We start from the raw sequence: 23106 nt of genomic DNA, 5'->3' as shown, positions 1-23106 counted from the left end.
TGGGGAAATAATTACACGAAAACAGGCTTAACCCTTAGTTTATGTTGCTGATAATGTACAATTTCGCGAATTTCAACAGCAGCTGTTTTTGCCCAATTTCCTTAAAAAATATGGTAGCTTTAATATCAGGTTTGTTACCTTCAAGACTTATTACCTTGCCAAAACCAAAGCGTTCGTGCTCCACTTCCATACCCACCTGCAGGTTTGAGGTATCAGACGGTTTAAAGTTGGCCGAAGGTACGTGTGCCTTGGCCAGTATAGAAGTAGTTTTAACCGGGGCCGATGTTGCAGCCTTAGGTTTTGAAAACGCGTCTGCTTGTTTTGGCGCACCCGTCCAGGCTTTGCGCTCATCATCAAAAAACGGATTATTAGCGGCTGATGGTTTGGCGCTATAATCAAGCTCCAGGTATTTGGCATCAATCTCATCCAGAAAACGGCTTGGCTCGCAGCTAATAAGCGTTCCAAACTTAAACCTTGAGGTGGCGTAGCTAATGGTAAGCTTGCTTTCGGCACGGGTTACGGCTACGTAAAACAAACGGCGCTCTTCCTCCAAATCACTGCGCGAATTGAGCGACATTTGTGATGGGAACAGGTTTTCTTCTAAACCTACTACATACACCTGCGGAAACTCCAAACCTTTGCTGGAGTGTATGGTCATTAATGATACAGTATCGGCATCTTTGTCTTTGTCCTTATCATCATTGGTAAGCAGGGCAACATCCTGCATGAAAATATCAAGGCCTTTTTCCTCAATATCCTCACGTTCAGAAAATTCCTTGATACCGTTCAGTAACTCCTGTATGTTTTCGTAGCGGTTTAAGCCCTCTACAGATTTATCTTCATAAAGGTCTTTCAAAAGGCCCGAGTGCTGTGCAATATACAAAGCCGACTCATAGGCCGACTTGGTTTTGGCCAGCACCTGAAAGCTCTGGATCATGGTAGCAAATGTGCTTACCGCGCCCGAAATTTTACCCTCTAAATATTTGGTTGGCTCTACAATTACCTCCCATGGAGTTATTTGGTGCTGATCGGCGCTTACAATAATCTTGTCAACAGAGGTGTCCCCAATTCCACGTTTCGGGTAATTGATAACACGCTTTAATGCTTCCTCATCATTAGGGTTAAAGGTGAGCCTGAAATAAGCTATCAGGTCCTTGATCTCCTTACGCTGGTAGAAAGACAAACCTCCGTAAATTTTATAGGGGATACCCAGTTTACGCAGGGCCTCCTCCATTGAGCGCGATTGAGCGTTGGTGCGGTACAGAATGGCAAAATCATGCCACTTGCGGCCCTTTAGGCTGCGGTCCTGCATAATGGTTTCGGCCACTACCTTACCTTCTTCGTTATCGCTGAAGGCGCGCATCACCTTTATTTTATCCCCAGCTTCCTTTTCAGAAAAAACGTTCTTTTTAAGCTGCTCCTTATTATTGCTGATGATGCTGTTGGCAACATGCACAATATTTTGGGTTGAGCGGTAGTTTTGCTCCAGTTTAAACACCTTCAAATCGGGGTAATCCTTTTCAAAGTTGAGGATATTCTGGATATTGGCGCCGCGGAAAGCATAGATACTCTGGGCATCATCACCCACAACACAAAGGTTTTCGTTAACGGCCGCCAGTTTTTTTACAATAAGATATTGCGAAAAGTTGGTATCCTGATACTCATCCACCATCAGGTATTTAAACTTGTGCTGGTATTTGTTTAGCACGTCAGGATGCAGCTTTAACAGTTCGTTGGTTTTATACAACAGGTCGTCAAAATCCATGGCTCCGGCACGGTAGCAACGGGTGGCATACATTTCGTAAATTTTACCCAATTGACCGCGGCCGCTCGAAAAATCGTCGGCCTGTATCTGCTCGTTCTTGTTATATTCCTGCCAGGAGATCAGGTTGTTTTTTGATGCCGATATGCGGTTGAGCACAAAGTTTACATTGTACAGCTTATCGTCAAGGTTCAATTCTTTTAAAATGGCGCGGAGTACACTCTTACTATCGTCGGTATCATAAATAGTAAAATTGCTTGGGTAGCCAATTTTTTCGGCCTCAACCCTCAGTATTTTCGCGAAAACCGAGTGGAAGGTACCCATCCATATATTTTTAGCCTCAGAACCTACCACATGGGTAATACGCTCGCGCATTTCGCGCGCGGCCTTATTGGTAAAGGTTAACACCAGGATGTTAAAGGAATCAACACCTTTATGTACAAGGTGAGCTACCCTATAAGTAATAACCCTTGTTTTGCCTGATCCGGCACCGGCAATGATCATTACCGGCCCTTCGGTTTGTTCAACCGCTGCCCTTTGTTCGGGGTTTAAACCCTGTAAATAATCCAAAATCTGTTCCTCTTTTCTTGAAACAGCGAAATTAAGGTTTTGAGCTGAAAGGGGGAAGTAAGATTGATAAAGGTGTGAATAAAAATATCAACAATTGGGAGAGGAGCGGGAATTGTCTGTATTCTCGATTAAACGAATTATAGGATTCAGAGATTTTATCTCAATGCGGGAAGAGATCACTTAGTAAGATTTACGAAGTTTTAAAAACTTCGTAAATCTGTGTATTAAATCTGTATGCGTGGTAATATTAGCTTACCAAACCAGGTATAGCTACTATTTCATTAACATCTTCCTGGTAGTTTATGCCCGGTACGTCAAAACCAAACAGGTTTAGGAAGTCGGTTTTATAACCTTTAAGGTCGCCAAGTTCAGGCAGGGTTTCTGTGGTTGCTTTAGTCCACAGGTCGGCCACTTTTGCTTGTACTTCTGGGTTCAGTTCCCAGTCGTCTATACGTATTCTGCCTTCCGCATCGGTAGGTATAGTACCGCCGGTGTACAGGCGTTGCTCAAATAAACGTTGTATTTGCTCAATGCAACCCTCATGGGTACCTTCGGCCTTCATTACTTTATACAGCAACGAAATATATAGCGGAATAACCGGAATGGCCGAGCTTGCTTGCGTCACCAGAGCTTTGTTTACCGAAATAAGCGCTTTGCCGTTAATATCCTTCAGTTTATCATTAATTAATTTGGCGGTTGCACTTAGGTGATCCTTTGCGCGGCCAATAGTGCCTTTGCTGTAAACTTTTTCGGTTACCTTAGGGCCAATGTAGGAATAAGCAATGGTGATGGCTCCATCGGCGAGTACACCGGCGGCTTTCAGGTCGTCTATCCAAAACTGCCAGTCCTCGCCGCCCATAACGGCAACGGTATTGGCAATTTCTTCCTCATTGGCAGGGTTGATGGAAACCTCAGAAACCACGCCAGTATGAAAATCAACTGTTTTGTCAGTGAAAACCTCACCAATAGGTTTCAGCACAGAACTATGTGTAATACCGGTTTTAGGGTTTGTTCTGCGTGGCGATGCCAGGCTGTATATTACCAGGTCAACCTGGCCTAAGTCGGCTTTAATAAGATCGATGGTTTTTTGTTTTACTTCGTCAGAAAACGCATCGCCGTTGATGCTTTTGGCGTATAGACCAGCTTCCTGTGCCTGTTTCTCAAAAGCGGCGGTGTTGTACCATCCGGCCGATCCGGGTTTGCCCGGCGCAGGTGGTTTTTCAAAATAAACACCTATAGTTGCCGCGCCCGATTCAAATGCGCTGGTGATACGTGATGACAAACCAAAACCGGTAGATGCGCCAATGATGAGCGCTTTTTTAGTGCCGTTAACGGCTGGTTTTGATTTAACGTAGTTGATTTGATTGATTACGTTTTGCTCGCAGCCTTTTGGATGTGTAGTTAAACAAATAAAGCCGCGTATTTTGGGTTCAATGATCATAAATGCAAAATTGGTTATTCGGGGCATATATAAGGAAAGTTTTCTGAAAATATTTCAAAAAGTTTTGAAGGAGGGAGAAAGGTTGCTTTAGGCTGTGCATGAACTATTGCTGGGATAGACTCACCCCGACGTCGCTACGCTTGTCGGCCCTCTCTTCAGCTTCGCTGAAAAGAGGGCAAAAAGAACTTATCACTGCCGCTACAGTAAGCGTCCCGCTTGTGGTCATTATGATTAGCATTGTTTTGTTATTGCCCAAAAGAGGATACCACAAGCGGGACGCTTGCGACAGCGAATGGGACGGAAAAATGGATGAAGTAACAAAAACAACGCACTCTGGAAAAATTCCTCACCCTCTTTACGCCAAAGGCGAAGAGAGGGTCGCCCAGCGGAGCGCAGGCGGGGTGAGTCTCTACTCAACCCTATTCCCCGCAATCTCAATCCCCGGGCAATCTTTTAAAACGATCATCTCCTTTATATCTGCGGGTTTTTCAGTTTTGATGGTATTGCCGACGAATTTAATATTGGCCGTACTTTTTGCCGAAAGCACCTGTACTCCCTGTAAGCTAAACCGGTTATTAGTAATTGTTATATGCTGATGTACAGGCCCGGCCGAGCGGGTGTTTTCAGGGCAGAATATGATGGCCGGTTCACCGCAATCTATAAAATGATTATTGCGGATGGTAAGATCACGCACCATACCCGATTCGTACCAGTTGGCAGCGTCATTGGCTACCGATATGCCACTTTGATGAGGGTGTTGAAAAATGCAATTCTCTATAACCATCTTTCTGCGCGAGGTAACCAGCACACCGCGTGTAGGTATTTTGGCAATGGTATCATGGTGGATCCAAACCTGTGGTGTCCAGGTTGTGTTTTCCAGTACATCAAGCGGGCTAATACCTTTGGGAAGGGGTTGTTTCAATGTAAGCAGGAAATCCTTATCGTTTATCTTTTTGGTGGCCAGTATTACATTGTCGCTGTATTGATGCAAAGTTTCCGGGTGAATAAAGGCCACGCTATCGCCTTTATTAAAAGCATCAAAACCATAAGTTTGGTTGTGCATAAAACGCACCAGAACCTGGTTAGGCTTGGGCGAATTAATGATACGCAAATAAGTGCCGTGAATGTTGATGGCATCGTCATTGGCACCCGATAAATAAGAGTTGCTGATCACGATCAGCCCGCGGCAAGCCGAAAAATGGAGGATATCGGCCCAGGCGGCGCAGGTTTTGCCAGAACCGGCTTCGGGCCTCACACTTACCTTATCCATGCTGATGTTTTGGCAAAACTGGCTTACCACGCCCATGCCATGCATGAAATAAATGTTAATGTTTTTAAGGCTGATGTATTTGCTGTTGCGCATAAAAATACCAGCACAATCGCGGGTAACATCGCGGTTTTGGTAAATGAGGCCGGTTTTAAAGCCGGGGTTTTGTGCAAAGTAAGCGCGCACAGTATTAGGTGCCGTTTGAGCATATTTAATACCGGCCATGGCAATATCGGTACGGTGAAGGTCGCCGGTTTTTGGGTCGAGTACCTGCCATAGGTCGATAGATTTGTAGCTCCAGCCTTCGCCCTGCCAGGTAAGCAGGCTATCGGTAATACTGTATTTTGAATCGGGGTGGATCTGGAGGTCGGCAAAATGATCGCCGGTGTTGGTTACCTGTAACTCAGAAACGGTAGGGCGGTAATAATCATAAGTAATACCGCTGATGCTGATGTTTTGGCTGTGGTCTACGCAGGTTTCTATCATTTTGCCGTGCATCAGCATTTTAGCTCCGCTGGCTTTCACCGTTACAAAACTGCTATTATTAATATATAAAGCAACGGCCTTGAGGCCATAAGACACATCATTGGTATTGGTAATGTGGAACTGCTTTTTAAAAGCACCATCCGGAAAAAAGTGATAAGTACCGGGCGCAAAGTTCAGGATAACAGGAGCCTTGCTGTTGCCACGGCCGTTAAGCGTTAACGATTGGTGGAAATCACCAGGCAGTACGTTGATCTTGTCGCCGGGTGAAAGGGTGCGGCTGTTGATGCCTTTGAAAGTTTTCCAGGGATGCTGACTATTGGCGCCTGTATTTTTATCGTCGCCTTTTACCGGGTCAATATAATAAACCATTTTACCGGGCGATAGGCTGCGATTAGCCGGGTAAAAAGCTTTGCTCACCTGTGCCCATGTCCTGAAGTTTCCGCATAGGAGGGCGGCAAACAGCATCAAACTGTATCTTTTCATAATTTGCAAGGAAAGTATAAAAAAAATGGCTAAGCCTTATTTATTATTTTAATTTGCTGCAACATGGTGAAAAATGCGTTGTCATTTGCTGTTGAAACAAATGACTATCCGTATTAATAATTTAAATAAACCTATACCATGAAAGTAAAATCATCAGCGCTAACCTTATTATTAATGGGGCTGTTATTTACAGCAAGCAACCTGTTTGCTCAGGCAACATCAGATACAGATAACGGAGATGCAAACGGCCGGCCGGGTAAAAGCCTGGATACCCTTGCCGATGTACTGATGCCCATGCTTATCCCTGATTTTCCGATGTCAAAACATTTTGATATGGATGGGGAAAATAGTGATATGGAAAGCAGGCTTGAAAGCGGCGAGGTAAAACTAAAGACCAAAACGTACAGCAAAACCTACCCGACGGATGCCAGTGGAGAACTTAAAATAGATAACTCCTTTGGCCGTATCACTGTAAACACCTGGAACAAGCCTGAGTTTAAGGTAGAGGTGCAGATGAAAATTTATGCTGATAATGAAACCGACGCCCAACAATTTTTGGATATAATTAATATAACCGGCCATAAGACTGATGCTTTGGTGTCGTTTAAAACTTTAATTGGCGATGACAGCGGTAAAGGCACCGAGCTTTGGCAGGGTGATGGTAAAAGCCGCATAAAAAAAATTGAGGTAAATTATATGGTATACATGCCCGCGAAAAATGCCCTGGTGGTAAATAACCGTTATGGCAATACCATATTACCTAATCTGGATGGTAAACTTAGCATCACTAATTTTTATGGTAACCTGAAAGCAGGCAGATTGTCAAACACACTTAATGATATTAAGGTGCGATACGGCAGCGCCGATATTGAAAATCTTTGCGGAAGTATTTTGGATGTGGCTTATGGCAAGCTTAATTTATTGGAAAGTGATAAACTGAACCTGAGTATCAGCTACGGTTCATCCAAAATAGGCAGGATACATACTTCAGGAAATATCAAGGCTAAATTTTGCGGCGATGTACAAATTAACGGACTCGATAAAGGCTTAAAAAGCCTGGATATCAACTCAGCGTATTCCACCTTAAAATTAACCACGGCCGATAACGAGAATGCCAATTTTGATATTACCACTAACTACGGAAGTTTTAGTTATGACAATGCGAAGGTTAATATGAACCACATGAATGATGCATCCGTTAAGGATGATAAAAATTCAACCAAAACCTACACAGGCAGCCTGGGTAAAGGCAGCTCTCAAAAGCTGATCACAATCAAAGCCAACTTTGGGTCCATTAGGTTTATCGAATTTAAAATAGCTGGTACAGTCAAAAAAAATAGCGATGAAGAAAATCTCCACCGCTATCGTAATATCAATTTGAATAATGATTAGTTACCGTAATAAGCGTTATTTCTGAGATCAACATCTGGTAATTGATGATCAGGGTCGATCACAATGCTTTTGATGGTTGATGTGCTTGGGTATTTAAATGTCCACACACCACCGCGCTGCCATACGTTTACGGGCAGATGCAGGGTTTCGGTAGTGCCGTTGGCCTGGGTAATTTTCAGATCGACAGGCATGGCCATTTTCTCGTTGTTGGTCAAAGTGATCAATGCTCCCTTAGCAGCGTTATCATCAATATATTTAACATTGGTGATGGCCTGGTCAAGCTTCCAGGTAGTAAAGAACCATGGTTTCCAAAACCAGTTCAGGTCTTCGCCTGCAGCATCGTTCATGGCCCTGAAAAAATCATAAGGCAGCGGGTGTTTAAACGCCCAGTGTTTTACGTATTCGCGGAAGGCGTAATCAAAACGATCGGGGCCAAGCACTACATTGCGCAGCATATCCAAGCCTAAAGCGGTTTTTTCATAATACTGACCGTAATCATTAAGGCCGATGGCCTCTGGAGCAGTCATAAGTGGGTCCTTGCTTCTTCTGAAACCGGCCAGTATGGTTTGGGCGTGTTTAGATTTGTCGTCATATTCGCCGTTGTTGAACTGCTGGCTGGCGTATTCATTAATAAAGGTGTTAAAGCCTTCGTCCTGCCACATGTATTTGCGCTCGTTTGATCCTACGATCATCGGGAACCAGTTGTGGCCTATCTCATGCGTAACATCACCCCAAAGCTGTCCTTTTTTAAGGTTGCTGAGGCAAAATATGGCGCCCGGATATTCCATACCCAAAGCCACGCCCGATACGTTAACGGCCGAGTTCCACGGGTATTCAAAATAAGCTTTTGAGTAAATTTCCATGCTGTTTTTCAGGTACTCGGTTGAACGGCCCCAGGCATCGCTGCCAGAGCTTTCAACAGGATAGGCCGACATGGCCACACCTTTACGGCCCGAGGGGAAGTTTACCTGCGCGGCATCCCAAATAAACGCGTTTGACGCGCCCCAGGCAATATCGCGGCTGTTTTCCATTTTATAGTGCCAGGTTAAGGTGCCTTTGAACGGACGGGTAGCAGCTTTGCCAACCTCATCGGCTGAAATGATCATCTGGGTTTTATCGCTGGCTTTGGCCTTGTTCAGCCTGCTTAATTGCTCGGGGCTAAGTACCTCCTGCGGGTTCTGCAGATCGCCCGAACCAACCACGATCATGTTGGCAGGTGCGGTTATGTAATAGTCAAAATCGCCGTATTCGCAGTAAAACTCGCCCAGTCCCATATAAGGCAAGGTGTTCCAGCCTTCGGCATCGTCATAAACGCACATGCGCGGGTACCATTCGGCAATTTCGTAAACGTAGCCTTGTTTAAATTTTTTGCGGCCCATACGGTCGGCACCATAAAACGGAATGGCAAAATCATAATTGATCTTTACCTGCATCTTTTCGCCTTTGCCATCAAGCGGAGTGTTTAAACGCAATTGCATGCGGGCATCGGTAATTACCGGGGTAACGTTATAAGTTGCGCCCTTGTAAGTAACGGTTACGGTACCAATATGGTAACCGCCACGGCTAAAACCACGCACATCAAAACGGTCGCCGGATATTGGGGTAGTAGCCGCCCCGCGCGAATCTGGTTTAAACAAGTTCTGATCAAGCTGCAGCCACAGGTAATCAAGCTTATCGGGGCTGTTATTGGTGTAGTTGATGGTAACTTCGCCGGTTATGGTAGTGTCGCGGCCTTCGTTAAGGGATGCTTTGATCTGGTAGTCGGCGCGGTTTTGCCAGTAGGTGGGTGATGGTTGTCCGTTGTTTGAGCGTGTGCCTTGCCCGGTAACGGGCCAGGTAATGGGGCCAAAAATATCCTGGTGATTATATTTTACAGTATCTGTTGTTTGGGCCAATGCCGGGTTTGTTAGCTGAAACAAGGCAAAGGCGCTAAAAATGTTGATCAGTTTTAAATAGCGCATTTAATTTTTTGTAATAAAGGCGCAAATAAACCAAAATAATTTGTGAGTTTGGTAATTTGTTTGCTTAACCGATTGCGTATAAGGGAATTTAAGGCGGTTGGTAATGGGAATGTTACCGAACAACTCACCCTGGCATCGCTTCGCTTGCCATCCCTCTCTTCGCCTGCGGCGGAAAGAGGGAATGAAAAGGAAATTTGTCATTGCGAGGAGGAACGACGAAGCAATCGCGAACTATGCAGGTTTTCTCTATACAGTTCGCGATTGCTACGCTACGCTCGCAATGACAAACTTGTTTTCACCCTCTTTCCAGCGAAGCTGAAGAGAGGGTCGACAAGCGCAGCGTTGTCGGGGTGAGTAGTTTTCTTCAAAAATTAACACTCCCCGGTAAAAACTTTTTAAACTTAAAACCTATATACATTACAGGTGTAATTATATCTGCACCTTTGCAATCAAACTACATATACTATGAATCGTTTGGCCAATTCAACATCGCCTTATTTATTACAACATGCCAATAACCCGGTTAACTGGTACCCTTGGGGCAAGGAGGCCCTTGACAAGGCCAAAGCCGAAAATAAACTGATATTGGTGAGTATTGGCTATTCGGCCTGCCACTGGTGCCACGTAATGGAACATGAAAGTTTTGAAGATGAGGCTGTAGCTGCCGTAATGAACGAATACTTTGTTTGTATTAAGGTTGACAGGGAAGAACGCCCCGATGTTGACCAGATTTACATGAGTGCCGTTACTTTAATGAGCGGACGCGGCGGCTGGCCGCTCAATTGCATTTGCCTGCCCGATCAGCGGCCTATTTATGGCGGTACTTATTTCCGCAAAAACGACTGGACATCGCTGCTGTTTAACCTGGCCGATTTTTATAAACAAAAACCAGAAGAGGCCGAAGAGTATGCTGTGCGACTTACCGAAGGTATCCAGAAATATGAATCGGTGGAGTTTATTGCCGAACAGCCCGAATATACCAAAGCCGACCTGGAGCTTATTGCCGACAATTGGACCCGCTATTTTGATAAGCACGAGGGCGGCACGGGCAGCGCACCTAAGTTTCCACAGCCAGGCAACTGGCAGTTGCTTATGCGTTATGCCCATTTGATGAAGGATGATGCCATTGCTGCCCAGGTGAAACTTACCTTGCATAAGATGGCTTTCGGGGGGATATATGATCATATTGGCGGCGGCTTTGCACGCTACTCAGTTGATGGCCGCTGGCATGTGCCGCACTTTGAAAAAATGCTGTATGATAATGCCCAGCTTATTAGCCTGTATGCCGAAGCGTACACCTGGCAGCCCGATGCGCTGTATGAGCAAATTGTTGACGAGATCATTGATTTTTGTACCCGCGAGCTGGTGTCACCCCAGCTGGGTTTTTACTCGGCGCTTGATGCGGATAGTGAAGGCGTTGAGGGCAAATTCTACATATTTACCAAGACTGAAATTGAAGAGATTCTTAGTGCCGATGATGCTGAACTTTTCTGCATATATTATCATATCACTGAAGATGGTAACTGGGAAGAGGAACACTCCAACGTACTGTTCCGCAAGGAAACCGATGAGCAGCTGGCCGCGAAACTGGGCCTCGGTGTTGATGATCTTTTAGAAAAAATAGATGCTTCGCGCCAAAAAGTGTTCGAGGTGCGCAGCAAGCGGGTAAGGCCCGGCTTGGATAACAAGATTCTGGCGTCGTGGAATGGTTTGATGCTAAAGGGGCTTTGCGATGCTTACCGTGCATTTAATAAATCAGGCTATTTGGAGCTGGCCCTTGAAAACGCATCGTTCATGATGATGAATATGATAAGTCAAAATGGCAGGCTGATAAGGGTTTATAATAGCAATAAGTCAGCAGATGACGCACAGGTTGCTTTTTTAGATGATTATGCCAATATTATCGACGCGCTGATAGCCCTTTACGAAGTTACCTTTGATGAAGAATGGCTGCATAAGGCCAAAGGCCTTACCGATACTGCTATAGAGCATTATTATGACGAAGCAAATGGTATTTTCTACTACACGGCCGATGACGATGAGCAATTGATAGCCCGTAAAAACGAAATTATGGATGGGGTGATACCTTCCAGTAATTCGGTAATGGCACGTAACCTTAAAAAGTTAGGCTTGCTTTTTGATAATGAAAGTTATGCAGCGGTTTCGGCGCAGCTGTTACGCAACATTATGCCGCAACTGGCTAAATATGGTACAGCCTATTCAAACTGGACTATATTATTGCTGGAAGAAGTGTTTGGCACCTATGAAATTGCGATTACAGGGCACGACGCCGAAACTGTGCGGCAGGAAATGGAAAATAATTACATACCCAATAAAATAATATTGGGTGGTAAAAAAGGAAGTTTACCTTTGCTACAGGATAAGTTTGGTAAATCAACACAAATTTTTGTTTGTAAAGATAAAACCTGCGGATTACCTGCTAATAACACGGCCGAAGCCCTAAAACAAGTGGCAGAAGCCTGATTGCTTATTTAAAATCACTTTACAATGAAAATTGAACCTCAGCACGTAGTGTCATTAACTTACGACTTGTATGTTGACCAGAACGGTACCGAAACTTTAGCAGAAAGTGCCACTCAAGAACAACCGCTAACCTTTTTATTTGGAGCCGGCCAGATGCTTCCAAAGTTTGAAGAAAACCTGAGCACGCTATCAACCGGCGATACTTATGAGTTTCGTCTTTCGGCACAGGATGCTTACGGAGAGTATGATCAGGAAGCTGTAGCCAACCTGCCTAAAGATATGTTCCAGGGTCAGGAAATTCCTGAAATTGGCAGTGTTTTGCCTTTACAAGATAACAACGGTAACCGTTTCCAGGCTCAGGTAGTATCTGTTGGTGAAGATGCAGTAATTGTTGACCTTAACCACCCGATGGCTGGCCAGGAACTGCACTTTAAAGGCAGCATATTAAATGTACGCCCTGCAACTCCAGAAGAGTTATCACATGGCCACGCGCACGGCGCGGATGGTCACCACGCTCACTAATTTTAGTATTAAAATTATATCAGGAAGCCCGTTATGTAAATAACGGGCTTTTTTTGTTTTTGTTAATTCTGTATCAGCGCTATAGGATATTAAAATAATCTTATATCTTGCGGAAACTAAATCTAAATTTTATCACTTTCATGAAGCTCTTTTTCAAACTCTCATTAGCAGCATTGCTGTTTTTTCCGTTTTTTTCATTCGCGCAAAGTAATTTTAAACCAGGTTATGTGGTAAGCTTAAAAGGAGATACTACGCACGGCTTAATTGATTTAAAGGATGCCCTGTATCCCGGTGAAATCACATTTAAAAAAGAACAAAACGCGGGTACCAGGATATTAACGGTAACAGAAATAAAAGCTTTTCAAATTAATAACATTTCCTCTTATCTGAGATATTCGGGGAAAATAAGTACGGATAAAATTGATGTATCAAAGATCTCTGTTGGTCGCGATACCAGTTTTATAAACAAAAGCATTTTCCTTAAGTTAGAGCAAGCAGGTCCTCATGTTAACTTATATTTATACGTAGATAATATCAAGACCCGGTTTTTTGTGAAGGATAATCATACCGGTAATATTTCAGAGCTTATCTTCAGGATTTATTTTACTGAAGAACAGGGAAATAACACAAGGAATGAAGACGGCTATAAAGCCCAGTTAATGGAGCTGGCAAATAAGTATAATGCTTCTACCGGTGATTTTTTAAGCATGATTGATCAAGCGCATTACAATGCAGAAGATATCAATGCCATAATTCATAAAATAAACAATACCAACGCTGCTAAAAACGCTTCAGGAGAGCCTTCTGTAAGATTTTATGTCGGCCTTCTGTTAAACTCAACCACATTTAAGCCACGAGGTACCGATTATCCATTTTATAATGCAACTTCGCATACTTCAGTATTTCCAAAAGTGGTAGCGGGGTTGAATTTTTATCCTAACCCGGCTGTTGGTAAGCTGGTTTTAAAAGTTGAGATTTCAGGCACAAAAAATACATACACAACCAATGTTGATTCCTATTTAGATTCGCGGCCTTTATCAAAATCAGTTTATGGTTTTGATCAGTATGTGGTTGCACTGAATCCGCAGATACAGTATAACTTGTACAACGCGGTTAATTTTAAATTTTATATTGACGGAGGCGTTGCCGCAAATTTTTCAAAATACACGGGTAATGTGTATCACAATAATTACTCCAACCAAACCACCAACGACGTATTGGATGTATCGTCGGCCTGGATTTCTTTCCCTGTTAAAATAGGAGTTGTACTTGCAAAACAGTTTGATATCTCAGCCGTCTATATACCGTCTGCGAGTATGGCTTCAAGTATGCGGGCAAGCAGTTTACAAGCAGGAATAGCATATATATTCCATTAATTAGGTGTGACTGACGTATAAATTATCCGGCTAAAAAAAGCCGATCCCGCCATAGTTATCAATGCTGCATCTGATCATGATGCGACAGCCTACAGGCTCATTGTTAATGGTGGCGGGTATAAATATCTTATCCTCTTCGTTAAGGGCATTCAGGTTCATGTTAAATACCTTTTCGTAGGTAGGGCCGCTATACAGGTGTACCTTATAATCGGCCAGGCGGCCGTAGGGGCTCACCAGCAATTCAATCACGGCTACCGATTGCAAACGATCAATTCCCATAAGAGATTGGGGCAGCTTAAATAATTTTAAATAAGGGATGTATCCAAAATACCGGCCGCCGGGCTTAACCGGCTTGGTGGTGCGGTCGGTATCGGTTAAAATCTTATCAACAAAATACCGCAGGTTTGAGGTAGTATCTTCTAAGGCCTCGTACAATAGTTGCTTTTTGGTATAGTCGTAGTTTTGAACCAGACGGCCGCGCATATCATAAAAATGCCAAACGCCTACCTTTTTATCGTGTTCAAAGTTGCCGCTGGCTACAGCTCTGCCCTCATCGCTTACGGCCTGGTACAAACCCTGACGAATGCCTTTATCACTTTTTAATACTGATATTTTTTCGGTAACACCATCGGTAAGCTTATGCTTTACTACCGTAGTTTCCTGCCCGAAACCGGTGTTGAGATAAAAAATGGCTGCAAGGAGTAAAATAAGGTTTTTCAAACTCATCAATTTGGGTAAATATAAAACAGGTTTTACTGAATAGCAAAACACCGTTATAAAAATCAGCCCCGGCCACCGCCGCGCCGACTACCACCACCCATACCACCTCGTCGGCCGCCGCCACTGCTACCCGGGCGACTGCCTTTAAATTTTTGCAAGCGCAAGCTAAAGCTGAGCATAAAATACCTGCCCAGCCTGTTGGTACGGGTATCAATGATCTGGTTGCCGGATACTGTACGGCTTACGCCCTTATTCTCGTCAAAAAGGTCAAAGGCCTGAAAGCGTAACGACGCGATATGTTTTGCCAGGAATTGATATTCGAGGTAAGTACTCAGCAGGGTAGGGTTGGCTTTCACCGTGCTGCTAAAACCATGGTTAATGGTTTGGGTTAAGTTATAACCCAGCACCCAGCTGTAAAAAAAGTAGTTGCGCCCGTCTATACCCAGCGTCCAGGTGCTGGCATCGGTATTCAGGGACGATGGCAGGCTGTAACGGGTAGTATTGATGCTGTAATTACCGCTTATTTCGGTATCCATAACGCTGTCAATATCTGTACGTAATTTTAAGCCCTGGCTCAGTACCCAGTTTTTACCGGTATTGCGTTGATCTTCAATGTAAGATACGTTATTGCTGTAACCAGCGCTGCCGCTTGCCGTTATCGTGAATTTGCGGTTGGCAAAGGGTTTTGAAAAGGCGTAATTACCACTCACATTGTAAAGACCATTGGTATTCAGGTAATGGGTTTCCTGTATGGTACTATCTTTTGTTGATGTACTGTGCCCGGCCGCATTGGCATTATAAACCGGGCTGGTATTAGTAACAATAGCGTTTTGCGTTTCGGAAAACGACAGATTGGTGAACAGGGAGTTACCGCTTTCAATATCAAACTGGTTATAACGCAGGTTGATGTTATTGGTAAACGATGGCTTCAGATCAGGGTTACCGTAAACCCGGTTTTGCGGGTTCGAGTAATCGGGCTGTAACTGCAGCTGCGTAAAAGATGGCTGGCTGTTTGAACCGCTGTAATTAATGGTGAAGGAGTGATTGCGCGAAAAATTATAAATAAACCTTGCCGTAGGGATATAATTAAAGGTATTGGTATTAAAACGCTGGGCATGGGCCTCGCCGTTAAGGGTTGATGGCTGTACTGCCATACCTATGGTGTAATTATATTTGGCACCTATCCCCCTCAAATTTATGCCGAAACGGTTGGTAATAAACTGGCTGTTGTAAATTGTGCTTAATGAATCTACATAGGTTTGTTTGCCTGTGATTGGGTCAACACGGTAGTTATAGCGGTTGTTATCGGTATTGGTATAGCTGTAATTATAATTGCCCTCCAGGTAGGTTGATTTACCGATAGGCTCCATGTATGATAAATGCACGCTTACCCGTTGCGAGTTGTTGTTAGAATTTATTTGCTGAAAAAGCTGCGTGGTAACGGTATCTTGTTTAGTAGTATACTGGTCATTTAAGCCCTGATCGCTTTTACTTACACCAAATACGGCATTCATGCTAAAGTTACGACCCTTTTTATGAAACTTATGGTTGTATAACACATTCAGGTTTCCGCTTTGTGATGTGGCATCTGTTAGGGCCAGCTCATTACCCGTAACTACGCTGCTGTTGCGCATGTTGCTGAAAACATCGGTACTTACATCGTTTGATATGCCGTAAGAGAAGCTCGGGTTTATTTTAAGGTAATTAGAAGTATCTATCTTATACTCCATATTAAAATCAAAACGGTGGTTAATGCCGTGATTTTTATCGTCGCTGTTATCATTGTTGATCAGCGTACCCGATTGAAATTGGTTTTGCTGTTGGGTGATGGTGCTTTGGTCCTTATCTTTATCGGCGAAGCTGTAGCTGCCATAAACGGTCATTTTTTTGCTCCAGTCATCACGGTAGTTGGTACCGATTGAGCGGTTGGTAGTTATGCCGTTTGCCGTACTGATCTGCGATCCGCCGCTGCCGCCACCACCGCCCCGGCCGGCCCTTCCGCCGCCGCCACCGCTGCCACCAAGGTTAAACGAGTTGGTATTGGTGTTGTTAAGCGTGCCTATAACCGCTATTTGGCGGGCATCTAAAAATGAATTGGCCGACAGGCGGGCCTGGTAACGGTCGTCGTTACCAACACCTACGCTGCCCTGGCCAAAGTTGCCACGGCTTTTACCTTTCTGAATGGTGATGTTCAGTATCTTATCAGGGTCGCCGGTTTTGATGCCGGTGAGGTTGGCCTGGTCGCCGTAATCATCAATTACCTGAATGTTCTCCACAATATCGGCAGGCAGGTTTTGGGTGGCGGTTTGCACATCGCCGGTAAAATAATCTTTGCCGTTAACCCGTACCTTGGTTACCTGTTTGCCATGCGCGGTAACATTGCCATTGTTATCAACACTTACACCGGGTAGTTTTTTAAGTAAATCCTCTACCGGCGAACCCTCACGCACTTTATACGAACTGGCTTTATACTCAACCGTATCCTCTTTTATGGTGATGGGGTTGGCCTCGGCTACTACTTTAACGGTTTTTAAAAAGTTGGTTTGTACTTTTACCTTGATCGGGTCAAGCTTGATGGGGCCCGTCGCATCATCCATCACATAGCGGCGCACCAGCGTTTGGTAGCCGATACCGCTTACCGTTATTTTAAAAGTTTTTGATAGCACAGCCGGAAAGCTGAACATCCCCGTAGTACCTGTAGCCACGGATATGCTATCCTTATCAGAAGTAAGCTTTACATTAATGCCAGGCACGGTGCCAGTAGTATCTGTAACCGAACCAATAACCTGTCGACCCTGCTGAGCCATAGTACGGCCTATAAAAAACAAACAAAGAAAAAATATAAGCAGTACGCGTTGGGTCATAGTTCAGGTTAATTTTACGCTATTGACCGCAAAGGTTTAATTTAGTTTAAATGATTAAGTGTATGTAATACAATTGTTGCAAAAAATAATTTTTGATGCTTAAACTTGTAATAAATACAACTTAACCATCATGACAGCCTTAACTGACCAGTCCGACTATAAAACCGTGGGTTTTTCGCAAACCACCATTACCGAATTGATGATCCCCTCATACTCCAATTTTGGTGGTAAGATACACGGGGGCATCTTGCTATCATTGATGGATAAGGTGGCCTACGTATGCGCCGCCAAACACGCCGGAAACTACTGCGTAACCGCCTCCATTGATACCGTGGATTTTTTACACCCGGTGGAGGTGGGTGAACTGGTATCGCTCATGGCCTCGGTTAATTATGTTGGTAAAACCTCACTGGTGGTAGGCATCAGGGTGATATCAGAAAATATCAAGAATAACTCGGTGCTGCATACCAACACCAGCTATTTTACCATGGTAGCCAAAGATGAGAACAACAAACCCGTAAAAGTGCCCGGCCTCATCCTCGAAAACCGCGAGCAGGTAAGGCGTTTTATTGAAGCCCGCCGCCGCAAAGAGATCAAACAAAGCTACATGCAGGAGGTAGAGCGTATCCAGATGCCCGACAACTACGAGCATTGCATTGAACTGCTCATGGGCGAGCGCTGCCTGGTAGCGGGGGAGTAGTCTTTTTGTCTGAACCAGGATTAAACGGATTTATTGGATTTCGGGATTTTTTTAAGTTTGCTTTCAAAAAGAAATAGCGGCAAGCCTTAGATCCTGAAAATCATAGTTCAGGCAAAAAATCAACGAAATCATCGAAATCAAATAAATCAACGGTCAAGATCACTTCAATCAACGGTCAGGCTGTCCATGACATTTTTCTGACAAAATTATTTCTTTATTGAAATATAAGTTCAACTTTGGAGTTTATATACCAAAGAGTCCTGAACAAGAACGTTAACAGTTGCGTATAACTGTCAATAGTTGAAAAGCCTTATCATCTCATCGCCGATCATCTCAAACCTCATAGCTCAAGTAAACATATCCCACTTACAACCCGAAGGACTATTCCGAAAAGGGTTTAAGTTTTAGTAGGGATTGGCAATGAACGTATTTATATTTAAAAAATGACAATAAGGTGATATTTTTCACCTACATTGTGAACCAAATAAAATCCTCTACATAAATTAATCTCCCAAAACTTAATGGCTTTTTTAAACTCGGTGCTGGAACCGCCTTCGTACGGCTGGACGGATGAAGATGGTAACCTTGCTAAACCATCTAATGGCAAAATTGTAAAAGAATTTTTTTCAAGACTAAACGTATTTAAAGACAAAAAAAACTGGCTCTCGTTCCTGAGCTGGTTCCTGGTACTGTCATTAGTGCCTTTTTTATCCTTATTTATATTTAAATATTTCAGTATAACCGGTTTAATAGTGGCGTTTGTGTACAGCATGATCATCATGGGTACGCATGGCACCATCTGGCACCACCGGTATTGCACTCATGGGGCTTACACTTTCAGCAATAAATTCTGGCGTTTCTTTACACAAAACTTAACGCTTAAAATTATTCCTGAAGAGATTTACGCTATCTCGCATCACGTGCATCACGCTTTGTCTGATCAGCCCGGTGATCCATACAACGCGCAGGGTGGTTTTATGTATTGCTTCCTGGCCGATGTAAATCACCAGCCTGTTGCGCGTAAACTAAGCGAAGCCGATTATAAACGCTGCATTAACCTGATGAAACATACAGGTATAAAACCCAATACCTATGCGCAGTATCAAAAATGGGGAACTATTGCCAACCCATACCGTACCATTGCTGGTATCATTCTGAACTGGGGTTTTTGGTTCGCGGCATTTTTCCTGATGGGTGGCATGGGCCTGGCTTGTGCGGTTTTTGGTTCGGCCGGTATCTGGGCCGTTGGTGTACGTACCTTTAATTACGAGGGACATGGCAAAGGGCAGGATAAACGCCGCGATGGTGTTGATCATAACCGCGAGGATATGTCGATCAACCAGTTATGGCCGGGTTATGTTGCCGGCGAATGGCACAATAACCATCACCTGTTCCCAAAAAGTGCGCGTTCAGGCTTTAAGCCATACCAGTTTGATCTGGCCTGGTGTTATATTAAATTTTTGAGCATGATAGGTGCCGTAAGTTCGTACCGCGATTCTAAAAAACAATTTTTGCTGGAGTATTGCACCGCGAAGGTAGTTGTACCTGTTGCCGAATATCCTAATAAAGTTAATCCGCTGCTGGTAACCGAATAATAGCTTTTAACATAAAATAAAAGGGTCCGATAATAATCTGTCGGGCCTTTTTTGCTTTATACCCGCATCACCATAAGCCTGAAAATGAGTATATGTAACATGTATGATATTTAAAATACTACTATTTTATTTACCAATGTAATTTATAACTTAGTGAACCAATTATATAGTGTAACATAAACACCAAACCAATGCGTACCAAATTATTCTACCTGATTTTTTGTTTGCCATGCTTTGTGCTTTTTAGTAAACAAGTAAATGCTCAAACAGCCGGTGTGGGCATATTTGAATCCCAAACCGATGTGGGTGTTGTAAAACATAAGGGAAACGCGCAATATGATCCTAAACTGCAGCAGTACCATTTGGAGGGCTCGGGGAATAACATATGGGCCAATGCCGATGCTTTTCATTTTGTGTGGAAGCGCATGAAAGGCGATTTTATTTTGCGTACCAATGCGGCCTTTATAGGCAAAGGCGTTGAGGCGCATCGTAAGGTGGGCTTGATGATCCGCACATCGCTTGATTCTAATTCAAAGCATATTAACGCGGTTGTGCATGGCGATGGCTTAACCTCGCTGCAATACCGCAAAACCGTAGGCGGCATCACCGAAGAAAAAAAATCGGCCGTTACCGGCGCCGATGTGATACAACTGGAACGTAAGGGCAACACCTACACCATGTCGGTAGCGCGCAAAGGCGATATGTTTACCACCGAAGAGGTAAGCGATGTTGACCTGGGCGATGATGTTTATGTAGGTATATTCATCTGCTCGCACAATGCCAACGTATCTGAGAAAGCCACATTTAGTAATACCCGTATAGTTGTACCGGCGCCGGCCACACTGGTAGCTTATAAACAGTACCTGGGCAGCAGTATTGAGCTGCTGGATATGGCCACGCAAAACAGCACGGTAATATACCAGTCGCCAAAATCATTGCAGGCTCCAAACTGGATGCATGATGGTTCATCGCTCATTTATAACAGCGAAGGCTCCCTGTACAAATTCAACCTTAAAACCGGCGAACCAACGGTGCTGAATACAGGCCAGGCAAAAAATAATAATAACGATCACGTACTATCCTTTGATGGTAAAATGCTGGCCATCAGCAGTGGCGATGGCGGCCCCTCTATAGGCTATACCGTTCCGGTTACAGGCGGCGATGCCAAAAGAATTTCGGCTGTGGGGGTAGGCGCGAGCTATATGCATGGCTGGTCGCCCGATGGCAAGTATATAGTATTTTGCGGACAGCGGGGTAAGGAGTTTGATGTTTACCGCATACCATCAGGCGGCGGCCCGGAGGAGCGGCTTACCAATACTCCCGGTTTGGATGATGGCCCCGAGTACACACCCGATGGCAAATACATCTACTTTAATTCGGTTCGCAGCGGCTTAATGCAGGTTTGGCGTATGAAGGCTGATGGCAGCGAGCAAACCCAGATCACCAATGATGATCATAACAATTGGTTTCCGCACGTATCGCCCGATGGTAAGTGGATCTGCTATATCACCTTCCTCAAAAATGAAGTTGAACCGGGCGATCACCCTTTTTACAAACACGTATTTATACGGGTAATGCCGGTAGGCGGCGGCCCGTCAAAAGTGGTTGCCTATTTGTATGGCGGGCAGGGTACCATCAACACCCCGTCATGGTCGCCGGATAGTAAGCACATTGCTTTTGTGAGCAATTCGCAATTGTTGTTCCCGGTATTTCCGATGAGTAAATAATTGAATGCATAGAATAGGCTGTTATTTGTTTTTGTCGGCAATTTTCTTGTATCTTGATTTTAATTTCTTTTTGCACTAATAATTAACCTTAAAATAATACATCATGCAAACCACCCGCAGATCATTTCTGAAAACAGGTGCCCTGGCTTTAGCAGGTGCCGCCTTATTGCCCGATAATTTATTAGCCGCCGACCAAAAACGCCTTCAGCGCGTTGGTGTGCAGCTTTACAGCGTGCGCGATGCCATGAAAACAGATCCGCAGGGAACACTTAAAAAACTGGCCGACGCAGGTTATCACCATGTGGAACATGCCAATTATATTGATCGTAAGTTTTATGGTTATACCGCAAAGGAATTTAAAAAGGTACTGACCGATCTGGAATTGAAAATGCCCAGCGGCCACACCGTAATGACCGCCCAGGACTGGGACGCCTCTAAAAATGATTTTACCGATAAATGGAAATATACCATTGAAGATGCTGCCACCGTTGGTCAGCGTTATGTGATAAGCCCATGGCTTGATGAAAGCCTGCGTAAAGATACCGAAGGCTTAAAACGCTTTATGGAGCAGTTTAATAAATGCGGCGAGCTATGTAAAAAATCGGGAATGAAGTTTGGCTATCATAACCACAACTTCGAGATCAGTACCAAAGTTGGCGACATTACCCTGTATGATTTCATCATCCAGAACACTGATCCTGCATTGGTAGCCCAGCAAATGGATATGGGTAACATGTTCAGCACCGGCGGTGTGGCGCTTGATTTTATAAACAAATATCCTGGCCGCTTTGAATCAATGCACGTAAAGGATGAAATTAAGGTTGCCATGAAAGCAGACGGCGATGATACCGAAAGCACCATATTAGGCTCGGGTTTATTGCCTGTTAAAGAGGTGGTAAAGGCAGCCAGCAAAAAGGGCGGTACCACGCTGTTTATCATTGAGCAGGAATCATACCAGGGAAAAGACCCCGTTGATTGTGTAAAAATTGATTTACAAATCATGAAAAAATGGGGTTATTGATATTAATAAGGTACATTCACTCACAATAATTTTTAGGTTTGGCTCTTTTTTAAGCTGCTAATTTTATTAAGTTTGAAAATCGTTTATAAATCCAGGCATAGTATATTAAATAGAAATCCAAGGTGCAATTAGTTGTTCCTTCTATCCGAATAAGCGCTGCTAAAACCATTTACCATATATGAACAGGCGTACTGTTATAAAAAATCTGGCTTTAATTATTGGAGGGGCCGCCATACTGCCATCCTGTATGCAGGAAAAGGGCAAGGCATCTATCGGCCTCAAAAATATTAACATTGATGCCGATCAGGAAAAGCTGATAGGTGATATGGCCGAAACCATTATCCCTAAAACCACTACGCCCGGCGCAAAGGATCTGCAGCTGCACCTGTTTGTACTAAAAATGGTTGATGATTGCTGTACCAAAAAAGATCAGCAGGATTTTATAACCGGCATGGGCCAGTTTACTGATCTGGTTAAAAAACAAAATAACCGCTCATTCAGCGATTGCGATGCCAAACAGCGCGAAGAAATACTTTTAGCCATTGATAAGGATAGGAAAGACCCTAAAAGCACCACCTACCCACCAGAGCTTAAAACCTTTTACAACCTGGTTAAGGGCCAAACCGTTAACGGTTACACCACCTCTAAATACTTTATGACCAAACAAGTGGTTTATGAATTGGTACCAGGCAGGTACAATGCATTTTACCCGGTTAAAAAACAAGCAGTTTAATA

The 23106-nt window shown here is 43.9% G+C and carries 15 protein-coding genes; 9 read left to right on the top strand and 6 right to left on the bottom strand.

What is annotated here, in order from left to right; all coding sequences use genetic code 11:
• Positions 1-34 precede the first annotated feature (34 nt).
• The 3 genes from QWZ01_RS01545 to QWZ01_RS01535 all read right to left on the bottom strand — a co-directional run bounded on the left by QWZ01_RS01545 (position 35) and on the right by QWZ01_RS01535 (position 6009).
• Positions 35-2332, bottom strand: a complete 2298-nt coding sequence (locus QWZ01_RS01545) for an ATP-dependent helicase (protein ID WP_290321451.1) — start codon at positions 2330-2332, stop codon at positions 35-37.
• 247 nt (positions 2333-2579) lie between these two features.
• On the bottom strand, positions 2580-3773 hold the full coding sequence (gene fabV / locus QWZ01_RS01540; protein WP_290321450.1) for an enoyl-ACP reductase FabV: 1194 nt from the start codon (positions 3771-3773) through the stop codon (positions 2580-2582).
• A gap of 409 nt (positions 3774-4182) precedes the next feature.
• Entirely contained in the window at positions 4183-6009 is a 1827-nt protein-coding gene (locus tag QWZ01_RS01535) for a right-handed parallel beta-helix repeat-containing protein (protein ID WP_290321449.1), read from the bottom strand.
• Between the two features lie 138 nt (positions 6010-6147).
• Between QWZ01_RS01535 and QWZ01_RS01530 the strand changes: the two genes are divergently transcribed.
• Positions 6148-7401, top strand: coding sequence for a DUF4097 family beta strand repeat-containing protein (locus QWZ01_RS01530; protein ID WP_290321448.1), 1254 nt, complete (start codon positions 6148-6150; stop codon positions 7399-7401).
• On the opposite strand, the gene QWZ01_RS01525 is transcribed toward QWZ01_RS01530, so the two are convergent.
• Entirely contained in the window at positions 7398-9362 is a 1965-nt protein-coding gene (locus QWZ01_RS01525) for a M1 family metallopeptidase (protein WP_290321447.1), read from the bottom strand. The genes QWZ01_RS01530 and QWZ01_RS01525 overlap by 4 nt on opposite strands.
• Before the next feature lie 465 nt (positions 9363-9827).
• Here QWZ01_RS01525 and QWZ01_RS01520 point away from each other — a divergent pair, with 465 nt between their 5' ends.
• The 3 genes from QWZ01_RS01520 to QWZ01_RS01510 all read left to right on the top strand — a co-directional run bounded on the left by QWZ01_RS01520 (position 9828) and on the right by QWZ01_RS01510 (position 13744).
• Entirely contained in the window at positions 9828-11846 is a 2019-nt protein-coding gene (locus QWZ01_RS01520) for a thioredoxin domain-containing protein (RefSeq protein ID WP_290321446.1), read from the top strand.
• Positions 11847-11870: 24 nt separating this feature from the next.
• Positions 11871-12368: an FKBP-type peptidyl-prolyl cis-trans isomerase gene (locus QWZ01_RS01515; RefSeq protein ID WP_290321445.1), complete on the top strand. Its 498-nt coding sequence runs from the start codon at positions 11871-11873 to the stop codon at positions 12366-12368.
• 140 nt (positions 12369-12508) lie between these two features.
• Positions 12509-13744 carry a hypothetical protein gene (locus QWZ01_RS01510; RefSeq protein WP_290321444.1) on the top strand — a complete coding sequence of 412 codons (1236 nt, stop codon included), beginning with the start codon at positions 12509-12511 and terminating at the stop codon, positions 13742-13744.
• A 30-nt stretch (positions 13745-13774) separates the two neighbouring features.
• On the opposite strand, the gene QWZ01_RS01505 is transcribed toward QWZ01_RS01510, so the two are convergent.
• Positions 13775-14470 carry a toxin-antitoxin system YwqK family antitoxin gene (locus QWZ01_RS01505; RefSeq protein WP_290321443.1) on the bottom strand — a complete coding sequence of 232 codons (696 nt, stop codon included), beginning with the start codon at positions 14468-14470 and terminating at the stop codon, positions 13775-13777.
• Between the two features lie 56 nt (positions 14471-14526).
• Positions 14527-17328: a TonB-dependent receptor gene (locus QWZ01_RS01500; protein WP_290321442.1), complete on the bottom strand. Its 2802-nt coding sequence runs from the start codon at positions 17326-17328 to the stop codon at positions 14527-14529.
• 130 nt (positions 17329-17458) lie between these two features.
• On the opposite strand from QWZ01_RS01500, the gene QWZ01_RS01495 reads away from it, so the two are divergent.
• The 5 genes from QWZ01_RS01495 (at position 17459) to QWZ01_RS01475 (ending at position 23104) form a co-directional block, all read left to right on the top strand.
• Positions 17459-18028 carry an acyl-CoA thioesterase gene (locus QWZ01_RS01495; protein WP_290321441.1) on the top strand — a complete coding sequence of 190 codons (570 nt, stop codon included), beginning with the start codon at positions 17459-17461 and terminating at the stop codon, positions 18026-18028.
• 521 nt (positions 18029-18549) lie between these two features.
• Positions 18550-19623: a fatty acid desaturase gene (locus tag QWZ01_RS01490; protein ID WP_290321440.1), complete on the top strand. Its 1074-nt coding sequence runs from the start codon at positions 18550-18552 to the stop codon at positions 19621-19623.
• Between the two features lie 191 nt (positions 19624-19814).
• On the top strand, positions 19815-21350 hold the full coding sequence (locus tag QWZ01_RS01485; RefSeq protein WP_290321439.1) for a TolB family protein: 1536 nt from the start codon (positions 19815-19817) through the stop codon (positions 21348-21350).
• Positions 21351-21453: 103 nt separating this feature from the next.
• Complete coding sequence (locus QWZ01_RS01480; RefSeq protein ID WP_290321438.1) at positions 21454-22371, top strand: sugar phosphate isomerase/epimerase family protein; 918 nt, start codon at positions 21454-21456, stop codon at positions 22369-22371.
• Between the two features lie 178 nt (positions 22372-22549).
• Positions 22550-23104 (top strand): gluconate 2-dehydrogenase subunit 3 family protein, encoded by a 555-nt coding sequence (locus QWZ01_RS01475; protein WP_290321437.1) that lies wholly within the window; start codon positions 22550-22552, stop codon positions 23102-23104.
• Positions 23105-23106: the final 2 nt, after the last annotated feature.

This window comes from Mucilaginibacter aquaedulcis, from assembly GCF_030409325.1.
In the GTDB taxonomy this organism is placed as follows: domain Bacteria; phylum Bacteroidota; class Bacteroidia; order Sphingobacteriales; family Sphingobacteriaceae; genus Mucilaginibacter; species Mucilaginibacter aquaedulcis.
Note: the sequence above shows the minus strand (reverse complement) of the source record. Positions and strands in the feature narration are given on the sequence as shown.